Source organism: Paenibacillus mendelii (assembly GCF_024498075.1).
In the GTDB taxonomy this organism is placed as follows: Bacteria; Bacillota; Bacilli; order Paenibacillales; family Paenibacillaceae; genus Paenibacillus_Z; species Paenibacillus_Z mendelii.
In genome coordinates this window covers 868,397-892,642 of record NZ_JANHOF010000001.1, presented here as the reverse complement: position 1 = coordinate 892,642, position 24,246 = coordinate 868,397, and the positions used below count along the sequence as shown (strand labels likewise).

Below are 24,246 nucleotides of genomic sequence, written 5' to 3'. Positions count from 1 at the left end.
AGCCTCCTAACTTTATCGCAAGCGGCGTGGAGCAGCAATCATTTTTCTAAAAAAGGAACCCGCATCAGAAACTTTATAGCGAAATCCAGCGTATGAAAGGGTACTATCAAGCGAGACCGCATCGTCTCAAATCGCGGAAGGAGATGGGCCCATGAACAAGAAGACCGAAGGACCGATCACACAGAACAAGAAAAGCTGGCTGCGAGAAACCCGGGATTGGGTCGTTTCGTTATCCGTCGCTGTTATTGCAGCGCTGCTCATCCAGAATTATGCGTTTGCGCAGACGGAGGTCAGGAACGTCTCCATGCAGTCGACGCTGTTCGCCGGACAACGTCTGATCGAGGACAAAATAACGTACCGGTTCGAACAGCCTGACCGGGGGGATATCGTAATCATAAACGGTCCTGAGAGCGAGCTTCGGTTGATCAAACGGGTCATAGGCTTGCCCGGTGATGTGATTGACATGAAAGATGGGCAAATCTTCGTGAATGGAACGCTGACGGAGGAGTCTTATGTGAAAGGCAGTACGTATCCGAACGGGCTGGAGGTTCCTTATCAGGTGCCGGAGGACAAATTGTTCGTCATGGGAGATAACCGGGAACATAGCACGGACAGCCGCGAGCTGGGACCGATCTCGATATCGAGCATCGAGGGACGTGCGATATTCCGGTTGTGGCCGCTCGATAAGTTCGGCGGATTGGACTAATCCACTCCGGTATGCGAGAATGAATAGGGAAATGCTACCAGAGGAACAATACCACCGTTACGCAATTTAGCGGAGGTGTTATACATGAAGATGGGAGTCAAAGCGCTCGTCATTCTGGTTCTGTTCGGTATAGGGCTTGGCTATTCGCATAGTGGAGAGGTTATGGCGGAGCCTGACTATGCCAAGTGGGGACGTATTGCGATGCAGGAAACAGCCAAACGCTACCGGGCCGATATTGTCGACTACAAGCATTTGGGCCGAAAAACGGACCGTCCGGGCGTGATATCAGAATCCTTCAAGCTGCTGCTCAATAGCGGAACGCGCCAGTTCGGTGTTAAAGTACAGATCTGGTTCGAGAAGGACTCCGAGCACATCGTCCAAATTCAATTTACCGAGGATGGCAAGTCGGTTGGCCGTTACGGATCGCACTACCGATTCATTTGAAACGTGAAACAAACGTCAGCGTATATGAATCATTATGATAGGGGGAATTGAATATGATATTTACAACAACGCCAACTGTTGAGGGACGGCCGGTTATCGATTACCTGGGTGTCGTGACCGGGGAAGCCATTATGGGAGCCAATATCGTACGTGACCTGTTCGCTTCGATTACCGATATAGTCGGCGGACGATCGGGCGCATATGAAGCGAAGCTGAAGGAAGCCAGGGATGTAGCATTCAACGAAATGGGCGGACAAGCATCCCGAATGGGAGCCAATGCCATTGTAGGCATTGATGTGGACTACGAGGTCATCCGTGATGGGATGCTCATGGTTGCGGTTAGCGGTACGGCAGTCCGTATATAATTCGAATCAAACAGCATCTGTTTCTGACAGATGCTGTTTTTTCGTTGCATAGATTGCCGGCGAAACTTTTCAATTGTCATTGTCGTCAAAGAGAGGAAATCAATTGCAGAGAGGAGAACCGCACGTGTTGTCTTTCAGACGAACCACTTTTGTAGCTTTACTTGTCTGCTTGCTGACGATTTGGTCACTTCCGGTTGCGGGCATGCCGACAGGAAAGGTATATGCGGAAACGAACGACGCCGCGAAAGGCATTGACATGCAGGCTTCCGTCGGGTATCAAGCTTTAGTGAAGGAGGGGCGATGGTTCCCTGTCTTCTTCACGTTGACCAACCAGACCGGACGTGATATGAACGGAGAGCTGGTTATCTCGGTCAAGTCGCCATGGAGCGGGCAAATGATTAATTATGCGATCAAAGCCCAGCTGCCTAAGGAGACGCCGATCGAGCTATCTATTGCGCTGCCGGGGATGTCGCTTGCGAAGAATAATCATCGCATCCGGTATTACGAAGGCACTTCAGAGTCCGGTAAGGAGATTGCGCTGACCGGCACGAAAAATTACTTAACGAACACAATGACCTCTAACAACACAATCGGAGTCCTCGCAAGGGATCCGGACACCCTTAATTTCATGCCGACATTGAATCAGAAGGGCTATAATATTCAAACCATTCCGCTCGAGCCGGCAAAGCTGCCGGATGAAGCGCTTATGCTCGACACACTCGATCTGCTTGTTCTCAATGACGCAGCATCAGACAGCTGGAGCAAAGCGCAGATCCAAGCGATTACGGATTGGGTCAAACGAGGCGGAACGCTGGTCGTAGCCGGCGGTGCCGGATACGGAAAGACGGCCGCTCCATTCGCGGAGATCATTCCGGTCGCCGCGAGCGGAACGCAGACCATTACTTCAACGACCGCGCTGGAGGCGGCGTCAGGAAAATCGCTTAAGCTGTCTTCGCCACTCACCGTTTCAGCCGGAGCGGCCAAGGAAGGCAGCCAGACGCTGCTGCAGGAAGAGGGAATCCCGCTTGCTGTCAAATGGTCTGTAGGCAGTGGAGAAGTCGTATACGTGGCCTTCGACCCTTCACTCGAGCCGATGGCCTCTTGGAACGGCAGCCCAGGTTTATGGGCGAAGCTGCTGCAGAGCCATCTGCAGCTCATGCAGCCAGGTGTCGGATTCGTCCAAATGGGAGGAAACTCGTTCTGGGAGCTGCAAACGATCGCGGACATGTTTCCATCTATTAAGATGCCGCGATTCTCCATACTCTTCTATCTATTTCTAGCTTATTTATTCATAGTGGCTCCGCTCTTATTCATCGTACTGAAACGGCTGGACCGCCGGGAATGGGCCTGGTGGATCATTCCGTCGATTGCCGTGATCAGCACTGTGGCGATCTTCTTCATCGGGGCATCGGACAAGAGCAGCACCATGACGCATACGGTGCGAACGGTCGAGCTGACGGGTGCGGGAGATGGCATCCAATCAGGCGTTACGGCCGTGTTCGCGCCGACGGGTGGGACGGTGAAGGTCAAGTTTAATGAGCCGCAATCCCTCGTACCCTATTCGAACGATAATGGGTTTGGGGGATCGGGCGGCGGGGTTGACGACGAAGCGCTCCAGACGGTCTATGCCGGTCCGCAGAATGCAGAGATCAAGTGGCTGGAGGTTCCATTCTGGTCGACGCGCAAGACATATACAGACCGTGCATTGGTCGCGGATACGGGACAAATTCAAACGACCATCGATTCAGCGGGACAGAATACGGAGATGGCTTTAACGAACAGCACCGTCTCGGACATGACCGACATTCACGTGCTCTGGAACGGACAAGCCTATAAAGTAGGCGATTTAAAGGTTGGCGAATCCGGGAACGTAACGGTGAAGCCGAAGACCACGCCATACACGAGCGGGTATGTCGACTATGCTTCGATCATGTTCCCTTACCCGGTTAATAACCGGCTGGATCAATATGAGCGAGAACGCAGGCTGATCAATGCGTACATCAATGACACCTCGAACCGCGGAGGAGTCATGCTCGGATCAACGCAGCCCGTCATCATCGGCTATACGGCCAGCGCGAAGCCTTGGTTTGATGTCAACGGCAAGCAAGTGAAGAGCGACACCTTAACGATGTGGGTGCAGCGGATTACAATCGACCCTGTGAAGGATGATCGCATCACGCTGCCGTACGGCATGCTTCAACCTACGATTCAATCGACGACGATGAATCAAACGGAGAGCCGCTCAGATGGCTGGATGGCTTTAACGAAAGGCGATCTACTATTTAATTATACGTTACCTGCTATACAGGGGGCTGTGTACGAGAAGCTCAGCGTCACGGCAACCGCGGCGGGTAGTCAGCTTCAGCCTGATCTTAGCATATGGAATGAACGAGAAGGCAAATGGGCGGCGGTGACCGGCAGCGGGATGACCTGGGAGATGAATGCTGCGGATTTCGTGACGGCTGCTGGTACGGTGAATATGAAATATACCGTTGGGGCCGATGCGAGAGTCGAGACGGTGCTGCCGCAAATCGCACTGGAAGGGAAGGTGAAGAAATGATGCAAACTTCTTCGGGAGCGAATGTAGATGTCCCTATAGATCAAGAGCCGGATAGGCCGATGATAGAGATACGCGGATTGACGAAAACCTTCGGTACCTTCCAGGCATTGAAGGGGATCGATCTCATTATTCCGAAAGGCTGCGTATTTGGCTTTGTCGGACCGAACGGAGCGGGCAAATCGACGACGATGTCCATTCTGGCTACGCTGGCCGTGCCTACGGCCGGAACGGCGAAGGTCGACGGTTACGATGTCACCACCCATCCGAAAGAGGTGCGCAAGCGCATAGGTTACATGCCGGACTTCTTCGGCGTGTACGACCAATTCAAGACGACGGAATATTTGCATTTCTACGGCGCAAGCTACGGCATTCCCAAAGCGGAACGGGATGAGCTGATCCCTCAGCTGCTCGAGCTCGTTAATTTGAGCGACAAGAAGGATGCTTATGTAGATACGCTGTCGCGAGGGATGAAGCAGCGTTTATGCCTTGCCCGCTGCCTTGTGCACGATCCGGAGCTGTTAATTCTAGACGAGCCGGCTTCCGGTCTTGATCCGAGGGCTCGTATCGAGATGCGCGAGATATTGAAAGAGCTGAAGTCGATGGGGAAAACGATTATCATCTCCTCGCATATTTTGCCGGAGCTGGCCGAGATGGTCGACGAGATCGGCGTCATCGAGCACGGACAGCTCGTCGCCCAAGGGAACATTGCCGATATTCAGAGCCGTTTGCGTGTCAATCGGGTGCTGTATATCCGATTGCTCGGCATGCTGGAGGAGGCGGAGCGCTTCCTGAGAGATCAGCCGCATATTGGCAGGCTGATGCGCGACGAGAGCGGCATCCATGTCCATTACGAGGGACAGGACGAGGAACAGGCCGGACTCATCAAAAGCTTGGTGGAAAACGGCTTCCGGGTGGTTTCGTTCAGCGAGGCGCAGACGAATCTGGAAGATGTATTCCTTGAAATTACGAAAGGGGGCGACGGTGCGCAATGAGCCGGAACTCACTAGGCGGTGGCCTTCGTACGTGGCGTAACAAATTGATTAATCCGGTACTCGATAAAGAGTTCCGGCTGCGCATGCGGACACCCCGTTCGATGTGGTCGCTATTCTTTTACCTGCTGGTGATCGGCGGGCTCGCGTTCGCTTTCATCTATGTAACGACCGTGCTTACGAACCGGGGCAGCTCGGTATTCGACCCCGGCCAAAGCCGGATGATGTTTTACTTTATTAGTGCTGTTCAGCTTGGCTTGATCGCGTTCATGGCACCGGGATTAACTGCCGGCGTTATTAGCGGCGAGAGGGAGAAGCAAACGCTCAGCCTGCTGCTGACGACGCAGCAGAGCTCGACGACGATTGTCCTCAGCAAGCTGGCTTCCTCGCTCAGCTTCATGCTGCTGCTGGTTACGGCTACGATGCCGGTATACAGCGTCGTCTTCTTGTATGGCGGCATATCGCCGCGGCAGATGCTGCTCGTATTTTTGTTTTTTATTTTTCTGATGGTGACGCTCGGTTCGCTGGGTATACTGTTTTCCACGCTGTTCAAACGAACGATGGTATCGGTTATCGTTACGTACGGAACGACGCTGTTCATCTTTGGCGGAACCGGGTTTATTTATTTGCTGGTGAATCAGGTGCTGCAGGAGCTGAACCGCGGCAGTGCTACCTATAATCCTGCCTCCTATGGCTGGGTGGGCCACATCGCTGCCTGGAATCCGGTAGCGGCGCTGCTTAGCATCTTTGATACGAGCATTACGAAGCAGGTGTTCCACCTGAACAGCGGTCAAGCGCATTTTGACTTGTGGAAGGAATTTATCCTGATTTATAGCGTGGTCTCCATCGTGGCGATCGTACTCAGCATTCGGTATATTCGTCCCGTCTATAAGAGGAGCAAGCATAGGCAATAGACAATTAAACCGTTAGCAGGAGGAGGAATTGCGGTGGAATCAGCTCAGCGGTTGTTGGAGGGAATAAAGCAAGTTCAGCGCCGGATACGGCTGCTTCGCGTCATCCGGTATGCTGCGATCGGGCTGCTGGCCGGTAGTGCCGCAGCGCTTCTTGTGCTCATTCTGAGCCGTCTGGTGCCGCTTCTGCACGCTCGCTGGATTGCACTGGCTCTGCTGGCCGCGGCACCGTTCCTCGGTGCGGCTGCAGGCCTCCTGCGCCGGGTTACGCCCGCTGAAGCTGCGCGCACGATGGATCGAAGCACAGGCGACGCGGTCGGTACAGCGCTCGGGCTGCTGGATAGCGATTCACGCATCGCCTCGATGCAGCGGGAGGATGCAGCAGCCGCAGCAGATGAGTATACGACTTCCATGAAGGAGCATCTGCCGCTGCCGCAGCTTGGGAAGCGGCAGCCTTACGTATACGGGGTCATCGCCGCGTGGGCTATTATTGCCGCGCTGTGGCTTCTTCCGAGTGCCATGGACGAGAAGGCTGTGGCGATTGCGGAAGCCAAGCAGGCGCTGGCCGAGCTGGAGGAAACCGCGAAAGACATGACAGCCAAGCTGGAGTCGGAGAAGCTGCCGGATCAGGTGAAGCAGGAGCTCGAAGAACCGGTGAAGGCGCTTAAGGAGCGGCTTGCGAAGCTGGACGATCCGAAGGAAGCTCTCGAGGCGCTGGAGCAGGCTAAGCGTGAGCTGGAGAAGCTGGCCGCGGAGGCCGGTGAAGCGGCCAAGCGTCTTGATGAGACAGCGGCTGCGCTGCAGAAGCAGCCGCAGCTGCGCAAACTGGGCGAAGCGTTAGAGCAGCGCGACGCTTCGGAAGCGAAGTCGTCGATCGACGAATTGCGATCGGCGATGAAGCGGCTGTCGCCGCAAGAAGGCGAAGCGCTTGCGGCGGCACTGGAGCGCGCAGCCGCGCAGACGCCTGACGAAAGCGCCGCGCTTAGCAAGGCGCTGGAGGATGCGGCGAAGCAAGCGCGCGGCGAGGGCGAGGGCGAGGGCGAAGGCGACGGCGATGCGCTGGCGGCGCTGGAGCAGGCGCTGGCCGGCGAGCTGTCGCAGGGCGACGCCGCTGCATTGGCCGCCGCAATGGCCGGCCAGCTCGGCGGAGGCAATCAGCCGTCAGGCGGAGCGATTGCCGGTGCGGCCGGCTCGAGCGGCTCCGGCACGCCAACCGCAGGAGCGGGGTCTGCATCCGGGAGCAGCGGGGAAGGTGCAGGTGAGGGAGCGGGAGAAGGACAAGGCGCCGGCGGTCAAGGCTCAGGAGAAGGTGCAGGAGCAGGTGCAGGATCAGGCTCAGGAGGATCCGGGGGCGCAGGTGGATCAGGATCAGGCTCGGGCTCGGGCTCGGGCTCCGGTACAGGTGGAACGGGTCAAGGCGCCGGCGGCCAAGGCGCAGGCTTCGGCAATGGTAATCGTGATCTCGTGACGACTCCCCGCACGCTTGCCGGCTCTGGGAATGTTCAGCAGGATGGAGGCCCTACGACAGGCGGCCAGATCGAAACCGGCGGAAAATCGCCGATGATCGACGGCGTTTCGCGGCCTTATGCGGAGGTGTATGCGGAATATGCGACGGAAGCCAAAGAGGCCTTGTCCCGCAATCAGCTCCCGCAAAGCATGCAGCAGCGGGTGCGCGATTATTTTGAAGAAATCCAACCGAATCGATAGGCTCGGTCAGTAATTTAGCGGTTAGGAGAGGTGATGGCATGCTTGAAACGAAGGCGCAGCTCGAGGAAGCGATGGAGACGATTACCGCTATTAAGCGGGAGATAGGCCGTGTCATTGTCGGCCAGGAGACGAGCGTTGAGCAGCTGCTATGGGCAATCATAGCGGGCGGGCACGCATTGCTGGAGGGCATTCCTGGACTCGGGAAGACGATGCTCGTCCGGACCGTAGCCGATACGCTCGACCTCCATTTTACACGGATTCAGTTCACGCCGGATTTGATGCCATCCGATATAACAGGCACGAATCTGGTTGAGTTCGGTACCCAAGGACAGACGTCGTACCGGTTCCAGCAAGGCCCGATATTCGGCAATATCGTACTGGCTGACGAAATTAACCGCGCGACGCCGAAGACGCAAAGCGCATTATTGGAGGCGATGCAGGAGAAGACAGTGACGGCCGGCGGAGAAACGTACACGCTGCCCAAACCGTTCTTCGTGCTGGCCACGCAAAATCCGATCGAGCAGGAGGGTACGTATCCGTTACCCGAAGCGCAGCTGGACCGCTTCTTGCTCAAAATCGATGTCACCTATCCGACTCGCGAAGAGCTAAAGCTGATTGTGCAGCGGACGACATCACCCAGCCAGGATGCGGCAGAGCGTATCGTATCCGCAGAACAACTCACGGAGCTGCAATCATTCGCCAAGGAAGTGCTCGTCTCGGACGATGTGCTGGACCGTGCGGTGAAGCTGCTCATGATGACGCATCCGGAGGAAGCAGATGCGCCTGAGATCGTGAAGCAGCATGTCCGCTTCGGTTCAGGCCCGCGCGGTATTCAATCGGTAATTGCCGCCAGCAAGGTTCGCGCACTGGCTTCCGGCAGACTTCATGTCTCCTGGCAGGATATCCGGGTAACGGCTGTCCCTGCGCTTCGCCACCGGATCGTACTCAGCTATGAAGGGCAAGCGATGGGGATTAGGACCGATGACGTCGTGAGCGCCATATTGGAGACGCTGGAGGCCGGGCGATGAACGGGAGCAGCTCCGGCGGTAAGCCTAATCAGCAGTCGCATGGTATGCATACGGATCCATTACTGGATCCGTCCACCATTCGTCTTCTTGAACGGCTGTCCGTTTCGGCCAAAGGACGCATTCGTGGAACGATGCAAGGAAAGCGGCGTTCACGTTCGCTCGGCAGCTCGCTGGAGTTTGCGGATTTTCGGCCCTATGTGCCCGGCGATGATATCCGTCGAATCGATTGGAATGTGTATGGACGTTCAGGAAGAGCTTTCGTGCGTCAGTATTGGGATGAGCAGGAGCTCCAGGTTCATCTGATGGTTGACGTATCTCGGTCGATGAGCTTCGATAGCCAGGCTTCGCTAGTGGGAGAACCAGATCATCCCGCACGGGCAAGCGCAGCCGCCGCGGCGCATCATGCGGCTAACAAGCTGTACTATGCGCTGCAGCTAGCGGCTTCCGTGGGCTACACGGCTCTAGCCGGTGAGGATCGCGTCTCAGCGAAGCTGTTCGCGAACTCGGTGACAGGCGAGCTTCCGCCGCTTCGCGGAAGAGGGAGCGCGCGGCGGTTGTTTCATTTTTTGACAGATGCCTGGCAGACCAATCGTCAAGCACAGGAGGGAACAGCGGCAGCTGGAAGCGACGACATGTACAATGCCTTCATGTCACCGTCAAGCCTTCCGCGCCTAGCGGGACAGACGTGGCTGTTCACCGACGGCTTGTACGCGGAAGGGATGGAACGCGTTCTCTCCGCATTGATCGGAGCAAGGCAAGAGGTGGTGTTCGTGCATCTGCTTTCCCCCGCTGAGCTTCGGCCGGACTTGAATGGCGAGCTGCGGCTTATTGATAGCGAGCTGAAAACAGGCAAGGACGTCGCATTAGGAACGAGTGTCATCGAATCCTATTTACGCGCGTTGAAACAACATCAGAGCGATATCCGCACGTTATGCGGCAAATGCGGTGCAGGCTATTTATTCGTCGATACCGGCATACCGCTGGAGCAGACCCTGCACAGCATTTTCAGGGCAGCGGGGTTCCTGCGTGGTTAACGGGACAGGGCGGCTGCATATAGAGGAAGGGAGGAGAATGACATGTTCTTTCAATCGCTCGGCTCGCTTTGGTTTGCGTTATCGCTGCCTGCCATAGCGCTGCTGTACATGCTGAAACGGACGTACATCGATACGCCAATATCCAGCCACCTGCTCTGGAACCGGGTGCTTAAGGAGCAGGAAGCGAACCGGCCATGGCAGAAGCTGCGCCGGTCGCTGCTGCTTCTGTTGCAGCTGGCTGCCGCCCTGCTGCTCGTCTTGGCGCTCATGGAGCCCGGATGGTGGCGAAGTGCCGCAGCGGAAGGGCATGTCGTTCTTGTCATCGACCGATCCGCCAGCATGACGGGGCCGGCATCCGGTCAGGACGGGAAGCCATCTGGTGAAACCAAACTGGAAGCTGCAAAATCATCTGCCTTGCAGTGGGTGGACGAGCAGATGGGCAGCCGTACGACGGTCTCGATCATTACGACTGGCAGTGAACCAAGCATTGCAGCACTCCGTGAACGGGATAAATCCAAGCTCGAGCAAGCGATCGGGGACCTGCAGCCTGCTTTCGGAGAGAGTGACGGCACGGCAGCGGTCTCCCTTGCGGATGCGCTGCTTCGTGAAGAGAAGGAAGGATCCGTCATCGTGGTGACGGACCGTGATTGGTCGGATGCAGCATCGGCAGAGCAGCTCAAGCTGCAATCACCGATAACAATGATGGCCATTGCGGATGCGGTCTCAACCGAGGGGGCTGCCGTTGCTGCATTCGGTGTGAAAAGCGATCCGGCCAAGTCTGGGACGCAAATTGCCGTCGTTACGCTTCGCAATGACGGGAAGAAGCCGGCGGTTCTGGGGGCGGATATTTATGCCGATGACAGCAAGAAGCCGATTGCCACAGCGACGGCAAACGTCCAGCCCGGGGAATGGGAGAGCGTGACCGTCCCAGGTCTTCCTGAGGCAGATGTCTACAAAGCTCAGATGTCGAAGCCGGATGAACGATACACGGCAGATGACGCCTTGTTTCGATTCCCGGCCTCAACCGAGCAGAAACAAGCGCTGCTTGTGACGAGGGGCAATCTGTTTCTGGACAAAGCGCTGCAGCTTGCGGGGATCAAGACGGTTATTGCGAATCCCGAGACATATGAGCCTGGAGAGAAAGCAGCGCAAACCGTTGATTGGATCGTGCTGGACGGTATTCAAGACGAAGAGCTGAAGTCGAAGGCTTGGCAGCAGCTGCTTGCCGCTAAACCGATCTGGAGATTCATAGCACAGGCTCCAGTTGGTTCAGAGAGCGTCCAGCCGAAGAACGGGTCCATTCAAATTGTCGAGCATCCGGTCACAAGGTATCTGTCCTTCGAAGATATTCATATCGCTAAGCTCGTCCAGCAGCCGAACGTAACTTGGGGTGAGGCCATCGTCACGTTCGGCGGCATACCGGCCGTGTATGCCGGACAAGAGGGCGGGCGTCCAATGCTTCTGTTTGCATTCGATCTTCATGATTCCGATTTGCCGCTGCGGCCGGAATTTCCCGTTCTTGTCGTGCAGGCGGCCGATTGGATGGGAGGCAGCGCCAAGAGTCAGCTCGGTGAGGCTGTGTCAGGCTCGCAGATCGATATTGATTTCTCCCCGAATGCCGCAAGCGCCTCGTGGGAGCTTATCGAGAGCGCGCCCGGAATGAAACGTTATGCCGAAGCATCGCCGCTGAAACAACCGGAGGCAAACGGCGGCATTGTTTCGCCGAATCAGACGGTTCCAGACGTACCGGGCTTGTACCGTCTGAAGGAGCAGGATGCGAAAGGCGCTCTGGTCTCTGAACGAATGCTTCACGTTACAGCAGATCCAAGGGAGTTCGCTTCAGCCGATTCGAGCCGCCTTCTTACCCTGAAGCAAGCTTCGGCTGCAGATGGAGCTGGATCCAAGCAGCCGCTTGCAGGAAGCTCGGATGCAGCTGGTATGGATCGGCAAACCGCCGATTCGCTGATCCGCTGGATTGCTCTTCTCCTGCTTGCCATCATTGCTTTGGAATGGGGGGTGTACCGTCGTGGGCGCGCAATTTGACCACCCTTGGTTTTTACTGTTGCTTGCGCCGTGGGCTGTTATGCTCTGGTGGATGTACCTTACAACGCTCCGGTTAACCGGCTGGCGGAAGCCCGCAGCGGTCGGCATCCGAGCCTTAATCATGCTGCTCGTCATTGTTGTCGCGGCTGGGATAAACCCCTATATGGAGATCACGCAGCGCAATGTGGTTTTTGTAGCGGACCGCTCCGCCAGCTTGGAAGCGGAGGACGCGATGGGAGCTTGGATTGCGCAGGCGGTCAAGGATAAAGAGGATAAGGACCGTACGGGCGTCATCTCTGTTGGCTTGAATGCTGCTGTAGAGCAGCCGCTTATCGCGGATGCGGTGATGGAAGATGCTTCGGCATTTGCATTCCGTACGAACGTTAGCGATTCGTTCAGCCACCTGGCTCAGGGGCTTCAGCTGGCCTCAGGTCTGCTTCCGGGCCAAGGAGGACGTGTCGTTCTTCTATCCGATGGGGAAGAAAACGTAGGCGACATGCTGCGGCAGGGCAGGCTGCTCCGCGATCAAGGCATCATCGTCGACGTTCTGCCGATTGCTCCGCGCGAGCGGAAGGATGCGGCCGTCGAGCGGCTGGAGCTGCCGAAGAGCTTGCATCAGGCGGAGAAGTTCGCTTTCGAGATTACGCTTAGCAGCACGTTCGCCGGTGATGCCGTGCTTCGTCTGTATGAGGACAACACGGAGATCATGCAGCAGACCGTTCGTCTGGAACGGGGAGAGAACCGGTTCGCCCTGCAAAGCGTAGCGGCCTCCCCGGGCTTTCACCGCTACCGGGCAGAGCTCTATGCGGCCGGCGATGAACGTGCGCAGAATAATGCCGGCTTTGCATACAGCCGGGTGAGCGGTCCTCCCAAGGTGCTGATCGTGGAGGGCAAGCCGGGCAGCTCCGACAATATCGTGTCCGCACTGGAAGCCTCATTGATGGGGACGGAGACCATTCCCCCGGAGCAGCTCCCACAGGAGCTGGCCGATTATTCACGCTATGACAGTATCGTGCTCAATAATGTACCCGCGACACGTATTTCAGGGAAGCCGATGGAGTGGCTGTCCAAAGCCGTCTCCGATTTCGGCGTTGGACTGGTCATGGTTGGCGGCGAGGACAGCTATGGACTCGGCGGTTATTTTAAAACACCCGTCGAACGCGCGCTTCCCGTCTACATGGACTTGAAGGGGAAACGGCAAATTCCGTCGCTCGGGCTGATTCTGGTCATCGATAAATCGGGAAGCATGTCCGATGGGAAGATCGAGCTGGCCAAGGAAGCCGCTATGCGGACGGTTGAGCTGATGCGGGATCAGGATACGGTCGGTGTTCTCGCCTTCGATTCCACGCCGTGGTGGGTCGTTGAGCCGACGAAGCTGGATGACCGTGATGCCGTCATTGCCGGCATTCAAGGCATTCAAGCCGATGGCGGCACGGAGATCTATTCCTCATTGGATTCCGCGTATCAAGCTTTGCACGGGATTCAAGCGGAACGCAAGCACATCATTCTGTTGACGGATGGGCAGTCCGCGACGAATCCGGGCTATGAGTTGCTGACAGCTTCGATGGTACAAGAGAAGATGACGCTCTCTACGGTAGCTGTCGGTGAAGGATCGGATACAAGGCTGCTTCAATGGCTGGCTGATGCAGCCAAAGGCCGTTACTATTTCACCAATGATCAGAGTACGCTGCCGGCGATCTTCAGCCGGGAAGCCGTTATGATGTCACGCACTTATATTGTCGATAAACCGTTTGTCCCGGCAATCGGGCAGGCGGGCAGCTGGTCGCCGTTATTCGCGAAGGGCGTACCCGCGATACAAGCCTATATAGCGACAACAGCGAAAGAAACGGCAGAAACGGCTCTTTTGACGCCAGAAGGGGATCCGCTGCTTGCCCGTTGGCAGTTCGGCTCAGGCCGATCCGTTGCCTGGACGAGTGATCTGACCGGCAAATGGTCGCATGACTGGACGCTTTGGAGCGATTTTCCGAATGTATTTGCCTCGTGGGTCAAGTGGACCTTTCCCCAGTTTGTCTCTGAGCCTTATGAGGTGACAGCAAGCTTAGAAGGTGGAGAGGCACGGCTGCAAATTGCCCAGACCGGGACGGATGAAGGGTTAACAGGCGGTATTCAAGTCGGTGTAACAGATGATAAAGGTAAGAGAAGCGAGCTGTCCGCTCTGCCTGTCAAGCCAGGAGAGTTCGAAGTGCGGATACCCGCAGCCGAGCCCGGCGCTTATATGACGCGCATAGCCGCGAAAGCAAGTGGCGGTGCTTCCGGAGAAGACGGGGGAGAGGGCGTTATGGCAGGGTTCGTGATCCCCTATTCGCAGGAATATCGGCTCGCGGCAGGCGACGGCACGGAGAAGCTGAATAAGCTTGCTGCCTTAACCGGCGGCCGTATCCTGGATTCTGCCAAACCGGAAGAAGCGCTGCTCTTCGATGCGACAAACAGCCGTGAGTATGTGAATATTACGCGGCAGCTGCTTATTGCGGCCCTGCTGCTCTGGCTGTGCGACATTGCATTGCGTCGATTGGCGCTGCCATGGCAGCGAATAGGCGCAGTCTTCAAAGCCTTTGGCCGTTCGCTAAGCCGAAGCTCCACAAGCCGTACAGGAGCTTCTAGAGAAGGGGCGCGATTAGCGCAGCTTCAGCAGCGAAAGAGGCGGGCGGATACGTTCTATGGCAGAAGCACGGAGGAACGAGAGCCTTCTAAGCCTGTTTCCTCACCTTCTGCAGAAACAGCCGAGACGGTCGCCAAGCGAGCGATTCCGGCACGACCGGTTGATCAAGCAAGCGGGCAGGCGGAACGAAAAAGATCGGTTACCGGCAGCATCCCTTCTTCGCCAGTTCAGCAAACCGCGAAGAGCGGACCGTCGCCAGCAGCGGGCAAGACGGAACAACCTGCTCAGGATCATGAAGCGGGCAGCGGCATCAACCGTCTCCTCGCGGCCAAGAAGCGCACAAGGCGATAAGCGTTATCACGCAGGTTCCGTCCACTGGACATGAACAATCCTCCATTGGTAAAATGCAAGTTGAGGCACTCCGCTTGGCTGTGAGTGGACGGATTGCGCAGTTGCCGATAAGGAAGGTGACACTCTAGTGGATGTTTATGCCCGTATGGCGGAGGACCGGATCAAGGATGCGATGGCACGCGGCGATTTTGAACAGCTTCCGGGCAAAGGGAAACCGCTTGAGCTCGAGGATCTATCGCATGTTCCCGAAGAACTGCGCGTCGGCTATAAGCTGCTTAAGAACGCGGGCGTAATTCCCGTGGAAATGCAGATCTCCAAGGAGATGGTGTCCCTGCAGGATCTGATCGCGATGTGCACGAGCGATGCGGAGCGGGAGCCGCTGCAGAAGCAGCTGAACGAGAAACGGATCCGGCTTAGGATGCTGCTGGAATCGCAAGGGCTAGCCGATTCAGCTGTTTTTGCCCAATATGAACAGAAAGTGCGAAACAAACTCGAAGGAGATGTATAACCGATGTACGACGAAATAACCGCGAGCGAGCTGGAAACGAAGCTGCGCAACGGCGAGAAGCTTCAAGTCGTTGATGTCCGGGAGCTGGATGAATGGCAGGATGGGCATATCGCACAAGCTAAGCATATCGCTTTATCCGAAATCACGGGGCGTCTCGACGAACTGGACAAGAACGATCAGCCGATCTATATGGTCTGCAGAAGCGGCAACCGCAGCGGTAAAGCATGCGATTTCCTGTCCGCACAAGGCTATCAAGTCATTAATATGCTGGGCGGTATGATGAGCTGGCCTGGCGAGGTTGTCGAGGGAGATTAGCGCCTATCTGATCCATTGTGCATACATGCAACACTTTCGCCTGAAGGCGAAGGTGTTTTTTTTTTTGCATAACAACGGTTCCCGAACTTTGTCCGGCTTCTATTCATGATCGACGATATCTGGTCATATAGTGAAAAGAAGGACATCTTGTTCATCTCGGAGGGACAGTCATGGACGATAATAGCGGCAATGCTGTTCTCGATATGTCGATTCAAGGTATGAGCTGTACGGCATGTGCGGCGCGAATCGAGAAAGCAATCGGCAAGCTGGATGGGGTTTCCGGCATATCTGTTCATTATGCGGCGAAATCAGGAAGCGTTCAATACGCGCCTGGACGGGTGTCGCCTAACCGGATTATGGAACGCATCGGTGAGCTTGGGTTCCAAGCATTCCCTTATGGGAACGAGAAGAATGTTGACGAGACGTCGGCTTTAAGGCTGAGGTTTGTGATTTCCTTGCTGCTGACCCTTCCTTTGTTAGGGGCAATGGTCCATCACTATGATTGGTTGCGCGGCGTTCCGGTTCCGGGTTTCCTTCAGGATCCGATGCTGCAGTTCGTCCTGGCCGCCATCGTACAATTCGGGCTTGGGATGCCTTTTTATTTTGGCGCTTATTATGCGCTGCGGGAAAGAACGGCCAATATGGATGTTCTGGTGGTGCTGGGAACGACGGCGGCATTCGCCTACAGCTACTTTGCGATGCTGACGTCCCAGCCGCTTTATTTTGAAACCTCGGCGGTCGTCATTACAGCAATCTTGCTTGGCAAATGGCTGGAGTCCGCCGCTTCGGAACGGGCGATGCGGGAAAGCGACGGATTCGCTTCGCTTCTGTTGAAAGAGGCTGTCGTCGTGCGGGGCGGGCTGCAGCAATCGGTGCCGGTCCAAATGGTGCGGACTGGCGAAACGGTTATCGCTCAGCCTAAGCTGCCGATTCCTGTCGATGGCATCATTCTCAGCGGGCATGCGGAAGTGGACGAGTCATTCTTGACCGGAGAGAGCATGCCGGCCGTCAAGGGGCCAGGTGATGTTGTCTATGCAGGAACCGTTCCCGCAGGCGGCATCCTCGCCATACAGGTTCAAACCCCTTCAAGCGATACCATGCTGAGCCGAATCGCGGTATTAACGCGCCAAGCGCAGTCGACGAAGTCATCGATCGGTCGAAAGGTAGACCGCCTGGCTGCCGTATTTGTTCCGGTCATGATCGGTATGTCATGTCTGACGCTGCTGATCTGGCTGCTGGTGCTGGAGCCTGGAGATGTTGGCACGGCTTCCGTGCATGCGCTCGCCGTGCTGCTGGCCGCATGTCCGTGCGCCCTCGGTCTGGCTGCGCCAATATCGCTCGTACTTGCCTCCGGAAAGCTGGCAAGGAGGGGCATTGTCCTGAAGGAAGCCGGGACGCTGGAGGGGCTGGCTCAGCTGGATACGATTATGCTCGACAAAACGGGAACGCTTACGGAAGGCAAGCCTGTATTGTCGGAGATGATCTCGATTGCTCCAGCTTCTCCGAGCATGCTCCTGCGACTCGCGGCAGCTGTAGAGCAGGACTCCTCGCATCCCTATGCGAGGACGATTGTCGACGAAGCGAAGCGTAAAGGGCTTGTTATCCCGCTTGCCGAAGGATTTCGGTCTACGCCGGGCAAGGGAGTGGAGGCTGCCGTCGATGGTCAGCTGATTGCCATTGGCAGCGCCAAATTAATAACTGACCGGGAGTGGCAGATCACGCATGCCGTCTCAGCATTCGCTCAGCGGATGGAGGATACCGGATCGACCGTTCTCTACATATTTACAGACGGACGATGCTCGGGTGCCTTCGCGCTGAACGATCCGGTCAAACGAACCTCCAGCGAAGCGGTTCGAATGCTGAGGGAAGAGGGGGTCCAGGTGCTGCTCGTAACCGGTGACCATCCGGCTGCGGCTCGGGGTGCGGCACTTGCAGCGGGCATCGAACGAGTGGAAGCATCCATGCTGCCTGAAGACAAAGCCGCTTTCGTTCGCAAGCTGCAAGCCGAAGGCCGGCAGGTCGGCATGGCGGGTGATGGCTGGAATGACGCGCCGGCGATTGCGGCGGCGGATGTCGGCATCGCTATGGGCAATGGAACCGAAGTGGCGCTTGCCGCCGGGCATGTCGTTCTGCTGCGGCCGCGGTTAACGGGGATTAGCGATGCGCTTCGCATCAGTAAGTTAACCGTCCGGAACATCCGGCAAAATCTAGCCTTCGCATTTGTCTACAATGCGGTTGTCATCCCGTTCGCTGCATTCGGCGGGTTGGAGCCTTGGATGGCCGGTACAGCGATGGCGTTCAGCTCTGTTTCGGTTGTGGGCAATTCATTGCGTCTGAATGGACAGATGCGGCGAGCGTTGAAACGGTCCGATTGAGACAGACCCAAGCCTGAAGGAGGACGTACGTACATGGCTGCGCCCGAATGGGGATTAATCGTATTGACTGGATTGCTGAGCGCACCGCATTGCATGGGCATGTGCGGCGGCATCGTTTCTGCCGTGACGCTTCAGACGACGGCAGCGCCTATTCGTGCGGTTGCGCTCTATAATGCGGGACGGATTCTATCTTATACCATTTTGGGTGCGGCTATGGGAATCGTAGGCTCGTTCGTGGATCTGGCCGGCAAGCTTGCCGGGCTGCAAGGGCTTGCTTCTATTATTGGCGGCCTCTTCCTGCTTCTGTGGCTGTGGCGAAGGTTTCAGCTGCCTTTCATGCAGGCATGGACCTCATTCTTGCACCGCAAGCTTCTCCGCAATCCTAATCGGGCAGCAGGCAAAGAGGCGGTTCATGTGCTGGCAACCGGTATATCGTTCGGTTTCTTGCCCTGCGGGCTAACCTATGCCATGCAGATGAATGCTGCGGCTTCCAGTACCGCTTGGGGGGGCGCTGGAGTCATGGCTTTGTTTGGCTTGTCGACCTTCCCGGCACTTGCCTTCGTCGGATTGCTCGCGGGGCGCGCGGGCAGGCGTTGGAGGCGGGCGATGGGGAAGGCCGGAACCGTGACAGCGGCACTTGTCGGTCTATTGGCCATTATGCGGGGCCTTGCGGCATCGGGAATGGTTCCGAGCATAACGCCTTGGCTGTGGTGAGACAGGAGCAAAGGATAAAATGGTTCTAAAGGAGGGAGGGATTTTACCGTATCGTAGCGAATTTTCTGTTGAATCGTTCCTTTCATAGTAGCGGAGGATGAGCCATGAGATGTAGAGTCAGCTATTTGAACAATAAGCCAGTCGAAAAATTAAAGGAAAAAGTGCTATTTAGCCCGCACTGCTTATTGACCGAGAATATCAACGGTCTCCTGGAAAACTACTTAACGGGCGTGTATCTGGTTCAAGATGAGCGCGTCTTGTACGTCAACTCGCGGTTAGCCGAGATGTTCGGCTATACTCAGGAGGAGATGCTGAGTATTCATCCTGTGGAGTTCGTGCATCCGGAGGATCGTAATCGGATGCTTGAAGAAACAAGAAAACGGCTCAAGGGTATGAAGAGGACTGCTCAATATTGGCTGCGGGGGGTCCGGAAGGATGGCAGCATCTTTTATTATGAGACACATGCTTCACTCATTACATATGGGGGAAAGCCTGCCTTAATGGGAACGGTGCTTGATGTGACCAGCCAGAAACATGCCAGTGAACTGATCGTGGAGCATGATCTTCGCTATCAGCGTCTTATCAAATATTTGCCCGAACCGATTATCGTACATGACAAAGGTGAGATGATCTACATTAATAATGCAGGCCTTAAGCTCCTTGGGGCCGATAGCCCGGAACAGATCCTATGTCTGACGAATGATCAAATTACGCATCCGGATCATCATGAAAGCATGAGAGAACGTTTAGCGAAGGTCGTGCTCTCAGACGAACCGCTTGATTTTATGGAAACCGTGCTGATCGGGTTGGACGGACAGACCATCGAAGTCGAAGCTTCGAGTATCCGCATTCATAATTTTCTCGGCAGGAAACTCGTTATTCAGACGGTCTTCCGGGACATTCGCGACCGCAAACGAGCTGAGGAAGCGCTCATTAATTCCGAGAAGCTTTCTGTAGCCGGACAGATGGCGGCCGGAATCGCGCATGAAATCCGCAACCCGCTTGCCTCCTTGAAAGGCTTCTCCCAGCTGTTAAAAACAAAGTTCGACAAGCATCACGACTATTTGGACATTATGCTGACGGAGCTTGACCGCATCAATGGGATTGTCCAAGAATTTATGGCGCTTGCCAAGCCTCAGGCTCACGAATTTTATGGGAATCACGATGTGGCCAAAATCATCAAAAGCGTGATGACACTGCTGGAAACGCAGGCCGTCATGAACAATGTTCAAATAAATTTAAGCATCATTAGCGATTCAACCGTAACACGATGCGATGAGAATCAAATCAAGCAGGTCTTCATCAATTTGTTGAAGAATGCCATTGATGCGATGCCGCTTGGCGGTGAGGTTGATATTGATCTTGCTCTTGCGCCTCAGCGGAACGATTCACTGGCCATTACCATTACGGACCACGGTGTCGGCATTCCCAAGGAGCAGCTCGAGAAATTAGGGGGACCCTTCTATACCACGAAGAGCAGCGGAACCGGTCTTGGACTGATGATCTGCAATCGAATCATTGCAGCCCATCACGGGTCAATCTCGTTCACCAGCGAGCTGGGTACCGGAACGTCGGTAACGGTTGTGCTCCCGGTCATAAGTAAGCTTAATTAATGTGCGGCCTCAGCCTCCAAGGTACGAGAAAAGTTGACGACGCGATCGCCATCATGCGCTTCTACATCAGCATCCCACAGCCCCGCCATTAGTGGAACCGCCTCTCCTGTATACACGCCAGGCGCGGTCTCCTTCAGCATGAAGCTAACATCGCCGCACATCATATTCGACATGGACAAACGGACACGAAGATTATAGCGGCTTGCGGGCTTACCTTCCGAATCCGTCAAAATAACTGTAAAATCATTGTTTTGCAGCCGTTTGACCGGATAAGTTCCGAACTGCATCTCCGCATTCAACCCGTTGACGGTTTGCGAGACGACCGCAGGCGGGGATTCGTCCGCTCCAGCATGTGTCTGAATGGCGGCAATCAGGACAATTACGGCTAGTAGGACCGATATGCCTGCAGCTGCCTTCTTGTAAGGACTGTTCATGAGTATCGCTCCTTCACCTGATATTCCAGAAACAAAGCAGGAGAAGCGTTCATAAGAGCGACAGGCGCTCCTTAAGAAATATGCATGTATACGGCTCTCGAGACCTTCGTTGAACCATCTATTTTAGTAGACAACCCGATGGAGGGATGATATAGTAACAGATGCATAATTGCATATATGTTTCAGGTGTCGGCTCGTTTGCTTGTCATATTGATCAGCGAAGGATTCGACTTAAAAGGGAAGACCGGTGAAAGACCGGCACGGACCCGCCACTGTAAGGAGCGTCAATACGAGGCAGCATGAACGACCAGCCTGCTGTTGACGCCGCACCGGCCTAAGTCACTGAATGGAAGCTTCATTCGGGAAGACGCCGACTGCGGATGCTCTGAGTCAGGAGACCTGCCTGTTACGTTAGAACGCTACCTACGTGGTATAGGAGGTGTTGGGATGGCTGTGATACGAATTGGGGGACGAATTCCGCCCGTGGGGCGAGACCCTGTACAGCCGCTGTTCTTCGGAACATAGAGCATTTCCGGCACGCTTTGCCTGGGGATGCTTTTTTTAGTGTTCTTTTTTAGATGGATGATGTACGGCTTCACGCAGCGGGAGTTATGCTTTCCAAGCAAGCTCACCACATATTTAAGGAGTGCTGAGAATAATGAAACGAAGACAAACATACAGTTGGCTAAAGTTAGGCATGTTGGCCATGCTGACTGCGATGCTGCTCCTGACCGCAGCTTGCGGCAGTAAAGCAGAGGAGACGAACAACACCACGGGCGGCGGTAGCGCGGTTAATGCACCTGCGGATACGAATACGGATGACGGAAACGCGGCAAGCGGCAATGAAGGCAGCTCACCTTCTGCAACGGTCTATCCGCTCACGGTGAAGGATGCGACGGATGTTGAGCTGACCTTTGCCGCAGCTCCTCAGAAGGTAGTCACGCTTCTTCCAAGCGAGACGGAAATTATGTACGCCATCGGTGCAGGCGATCAAGTGGTAGGTGTGGACGACTATACCAACTACCCGGAGGAAGCGGCAGCGAAGACGAAGATCGGCGGAATGGAAGCGAATATCGAGGCGATCGTTGGCTTGAAGCCGGATCTCGTACTGGCTTCCTCAAGCATGAGTAAACCGGCAATCGATAAGCTCAGGGAGCTGAAGCTGAACGTATACGCGACCGATCCGAAGACATATGATGCCGTCATCGAGAAAATTGATCAAATCGGCATCATCATGGACAAAACCGCAAAAGCAGCTGAAGTCACGCAGCATATGAAGGATGTCAGGCAGCAGGTGCAGGATGCTGTGCAGAACGCGGCGAAGCCGAATGTATACCTGGAGTTCTCGCCGGGCTGGACGGTCGGTGCCGGCGAATTTCTTGATGAGCTGATTGCGACTGCTGGCGGAATCAATATCGCCGATCAGCAGGGATGGTACGAAATCGATCCCGAGCAAGTTATCAAAACCAATCCAGATGTCATTATCTATGCATCCATGATCGTGAAGGAAGGCGAAATCAATCCTATTCTGGACCTGATTCAGAAACGGCCGGGCTGGAATGCGATTCAAGCGATTAAAAATAAGCAAGTATTTGAAGTAGATCAGGATCCCCTCGTACGTGTCGGTCCTCGCCTGGCAGAGGGTCTGCAGGATGTGGCGAAGAAGCTTCATCCGGATTTATTCAAATAGATGCGCCTGAAATTATACGTCTACGGAGGAGCAGCCATGCTCCTCCTTGCCGCATCTATCGTCATTAGTTTGTCAATCGGTTCCGCCGCATTGCCGATTAGTGAGGTATGGGGAATTCTAATTGATCAGCTGCCGTGGCTTGGCGATGGAAGCGCGAAATGGGATGAAAGCTCGGTTGCGATCGTGACGCAGGTAAGGCTGTCCCGCATTCTGCTTGCCGTGCTGGTCGGCGCCTGCTTATCGCTCGCAGGAGCAGGCTTCCAAGGGGTGCTGCGGAATCCGCTCGCCGATCCGTTCACGCTCGGCGTGGCATCGGGCTGTTCAGTCGGTGCCGCTTTTCTCATTCTGTTCGGTTATCAAACCATCGTTGGCATATGGACGATACCGGTCGTCGCTTTCGGTACCGGCATGATTACCCTCATAGTCGTATTTGCGCTCGCCCGTGCCCGGGGAGCGATGAATGTGGAGACGCTCATTCTGTCGGGCGTCATCGTGCAAGCTTTTCTGGGGGCCTTTGTTTCCTTTATGGTTTCCATGTCCTCCAGCGTGGTGAATGAAATTATGTTTTGGCTGATGGGCAGCATAAGCGGCCGCGGGTGGGAGCATGTGAAGGTTGTGCTGCCTTTTCTGATTGTGGGGTTTCCTGTCCTGATCCGCTTCGCACAGCCGCTTAACCTGTTCGTATTCGGCGAGAGGCATGCGGCGCATCTGGGCGTCCAGGTGGAGCGTACCAAGCTGATCGTACTCCTGACCTCGACGCTGTTAACGGCAGTGGCCGTATCGATGACCGGTGTGGTCGGATTCGTCGGACTCGTCGTCCCGCATCTAGTGCGACTGCTTGTCGGGTCAGATTACCGTCTGATCGTTCCCCTCTCGGCAATCGGCGGGAGCATCTACTTGGTATGGGCGGATACGCTGGCGAGAACGGCGTTAAGTCCAAAGGAAATTCCGCTGGGCGTCGTAACCGCCTTAATCGGGGCGCCGTTCTTCGCGTATTTATTATATCGGCGGAAGACAAAGCAAGGAGGCGCGATATGATTGAAGCGCGTGAGTTGACTAGAACGATCGACGGCAATCTTATTCTCGATGCGTTAACCTTTACGATGGAGCATGGCGGGATGTATGGAATTATCGGACCGAATGGGGCTGGTAAATCGACGCTGCTTCGTCTCATGTCGGGTGTGGATGCGCCGACTTCCGGCGAGTTAACCCTGGAAGGAAAAGCGGCATCGGCATATGGCCGGAAGGAGCTGGCCAGATGGGTTGCGGTACTGCAGCAGGGTGGTCTCGACCCGGCGAACTTCACGGTGCAAGAGGTGCTGTCGCTGGGTCGGTACCCGTTCCAAAACTGGCTGGGCGAAGAGAAGCGGGATACGGGACCCTTGATCGACCGGGCACTTGAGCAGATGGGGCTTCTTCATCTTGCGGAGCGGAAGATCGACCGGCTCAGCGGCGGCGAGAGGCAGCGCGTCGCGCTAGCTAAGGTCATGGTCCAAGAGCCCAGATTACTCCTGCTCGACGAGCCGACAACCTTCTTGGATATCGGGTATCAGGTGGGATTGCTGGATACGGTCAAACGCTGGCAGCAGGAGGAGAGGCTCACGGTTGTCGCGGTGCTGCACGATTTGAATTTGGCCGCGCACTATTGCGACAAGCTTCTGGTCCTGCATGAAGGGCGGCTTGTTGCGTTCGGAGCCCCAGCGGAGATTATCGAAACTGAGTTAATCGATCGCGTATATGGAACGAGGGCGGTTGTCGTGCCGCATCCGGTCACAGGTGTGCCGCAGCTGCTGCTGCAGCCGTCTGCAGAGAGCGGAGCAGTAGAAACGAGAGGATGAA

General features: G+C 55.6%; 20 protein-coding genes and 1 riboswitch. Of the genes, 19 read left to right on the top strand and 1 reads right to left on the bottom strand.

Annotated elements, in window-relative coordinates:
* Positions 1 to 151: 151 nt before the first annotated feature.
* The 16 genes from lepB (at position 152) to NNL21_RS03765 (ending at position 20,283) form a co-directional block, all read left to right on the top strand.
* On the top strand, positions 152 to 706 hold the full coding sequence (lepB, locus tag NNL21_RS03840) for a signal peptidase I (RefSeq protein WP_204816110.1): 555 nt from the start codon (positions 152 to 154) through the stop codon (positions 704 to 706).
* A gap of 84 nt (positions 707 to 790) precedes the next feature.
* A complete protein-coding gene (locus NNL21_RS03835) occupies positions 791 to 1,150 on the top strand; it encodes a DUF3889 domain-containing protein (protein ID WP_204816109.1) in 360 nt (119 codons plus the stop codon).
* A 53-nt stretch (positions 1,151 to 1,203) separates the two neighbouring features.
* Positions 1,204 to 1,515 carry a heavy metal-binding domain-containing protein gene (locus tag NNL21_RS03830; protein WP_204816108.1) on the top strand — a complete coding sequence of 104 codons (312 nt, stop codon included), beginning with the start codon at positions 1,204 to 1,206 and terminating at the stop codon, positions 1,513 to 1,515.
* Between the two features lie 124 nt (positions 1,516 to 1,639).
* Entirely contained in the window at positions 1,640 to 4,075 is a 2,436-nt protein-coding gene (locus NNL21_RS03825; RefSeq protein WP_256555038.1) for a DUF8725 domain-containing protein, read from the top strand.
* Positions 4,076 to 4,134: 59 nt separating this feature from the next.
* Positions 4,135 to 5,067 (top strand): ABC transporter ATP-binding protein, encoded by a 933-nt coding sequence (locus NNL21_RS03820; protein ID WP_204816756.1) that lies wholly within the window; start codon positions 4,135 to 4,137, stop codon positions 5,065 to 5,067.
* Positions 5,064 to 5,978, top strand: coding sequence for an ABC transporter permease (locus NNL21_RS03815; RefSeq protein WP_204816106.1), 915 nt, complete (start codon positions 5,064 to 5,066; stop codon positions 5,976 to 5,978). Before NNL21_RS03820 ends, NNL21_RS03815 begins: the two co-directional genes overlap by 4 nt.
* Positions 5,979 to 6,011: 33 nt before the next feature.
* Positions 6,012 to 7,682: a DUF8809 domain-containing protein gene (locus NNL21_RS03810; RefSeq protein ID WP_204816834.1), complete on the top strand. Its 1,671-nt coding sequence runs from the start codon at positions 6,012 to 6,014 to the stop codon at positions 7,680 to 7,682.
* Between the two features lie 38 nt (positions 7,683 to 7,720).
* On the top strand, positions 7,721 to 8,710 hold the full coding sequence (locus tag NNL21_RS03805; RefSeq protein ID WP_204816105.1) for an AAA family ATPase: 990 nt from the start codon (positions 7,721 to 7,723) through the stop codon (positions 8,708 to 8,710).
* Positions 8,707 to 9,744, top strand: a complete 1,038-nt coding sequence (locus tag NNL21_RS03800) for a DUF58 domain-containing protein (RefSeq protein ID WP_256555037.1) — start codon at positions 8,707 to 8,709, stop codon at positions 9,742 to 9,744. The genes NNL21_RS03805 and NNL21_RS03800 overlap by 4 nt, the downstream gene beginning before the upstream one ends.
* 42 nt (positions 9,745 to 9,786) lie before the next feature.
* Entirely contained in the window at positions 9,787 to 11,787 is a 2,001-nt protein-coding gene (locus NNL21_RS03795; protein WP_204816104.1) for a BatA domain-containing protein, read from the top strand.
* The gene (locus NNL21_RS36460; RefSeq protein WP_204816103.1) at positions 11,771 to 14,758 is read left to right on the top strand and encodes a VWA domain-containing protein; all 2,988 of its coding nucleotides are present in this window, start codon (positions 11,771 to 11,773) and stop codon (positions 14,756 to 14,758) included. Before NNL21_RS03795 ends, NNL21_RS36460 begins: the two co-directional genes overlap by 17 nt.
* A gap of 127 nt (positions 14,759 to 14,885) precedes the next feature.
* Entirely contained in the window at positions 14,886 to 15,266 is a 381-nt protein-coding gene (locus NNL21_RS03785) for a DnaJ family domain-containing protein (RefSeq protein ID WP_204816102.1), read from the top strand.
* A gap of 3 nt (positions 15,267 to 15,269) precedes the next feature.
* Entirely contained in the window at positions 15,270 to 15,581 is a 312-nt protein-coding gene (locus NNL21_RS03780) for a rhodanese-like domain-containing protein (RefSeq protein WP_204816101.1), read from the top strand.
* A 170-nt stretch (positions 15,582 to 15,751) separates the two neighbouring features.
* The gene (locus tag NNL21_RS03775) at positions 15,752 to 17,956 is read left to right on the top strand and encodes a heavy metal translocating P-type ATPase (RefSeq protein WP_204816100.1); all 2,205 of its coding nucleotides are present in this window, start codon (positions 15,752 to 15,754) and stop codon (positions 17,954 to 17,956) included.
* Positions 17,957 to 17,989: 33 nt separating this feature from the next.
* Positions 17,990 to 18,670 carry a sulfite exporter TauE/SafE family protein gene (locus tag NNL21_RS03770; RefSeq protein ID WP_204816099.1) on the top strand — a complete coding sequence of 227 codons (681 nt, stop codon included), beginning with the start codon at positions 17,990 to 17,992 and terminating at the stop codon, positions 18,668 to 18,670.
* Positions 18,671 to 18,774: 104 nt separating this feature from the next.
* A complete protein-coding gene (locus NNL21_RS03765) occupies positions 18,775 to 20,283 on the top strand; it encodes a PAS domain-containing sensor histidine kinase (protein WP_204816098.1) in 1,509 nt (502 codons plus the stop codon).
* Here NNL21_RS03765 and NNL21_RS03760 read toward each other — a convergent pair.
* Positions 20,280 to 20,717, bottom strand: a complete 438-nt coding sequence (locus NNL21_RS03760) for a FixH family protein (protein WP_204816097.1) — start codon at positions 20,715 to 20,717, stop codon at positions 20,280 to 20,282. The two genes, NNL21_RS03765 and NNL21_RS03760, sit on opposite strands and share 4 nt — an antisense overlap.
* A gap of 167 nt (positions 20,718 to 20,884) precedes the next feature.
* Positions 20,885 to 21,138, top strand: a riboswitch (cobalamin riboswitch).
* Between the two features lie 237 nt (positions 21,139 to 21,375).
* Between NNL21_RS03760 and NNL21_RS03755 the strand changes: the two genes are divergently transcribed.
* From NNL21_RS03755 to NNL21_RS03745, 3 genes are read left to right on the top strand one after another with little or no spacing between them, the layout of a single operon-like run.
* Positions 21,376 to 22,407, top strand: a complete 1,032-nt coding sequence (locus tag NNL21_RS03755; protein ID WP_204816096.1) for an ABC transporter substrate-binding protein — start codon at positions 21,376 to 21,378, stop codon at positions 22,405 to 22,407.
* Positions 22,408 to 23,445: a FecCD family ABC transporter permease gene (locus tag NNL21_RS03750; RefSeq protein WP_204816095.1), complete on the top strand. Its 1,038-nt coding sequence runs from the start codon at positions 22,408 to 22,410 to the stop codon at positions 23,443 to 23,445.
* Positions 23,442 to 24,245 carry an ABC transporter ATP-binding protein gene (locus tag NNL21_RS03745; RefSeq protein WP_204816094.1) on the top strand — a complete coding sequence of 268 codons (804 nt, stop codon included), beginning with the start codon at positions 23,442 to 23,444 and terminating at the stop codon, positions 24,243 to 24,245. Before NNL21_RS03750 ends, NNL21_RS03745 begins: the two co-directional genes overlap by 4 nt.
* Position 24,246: the final 1 nt, after the last annotated feature.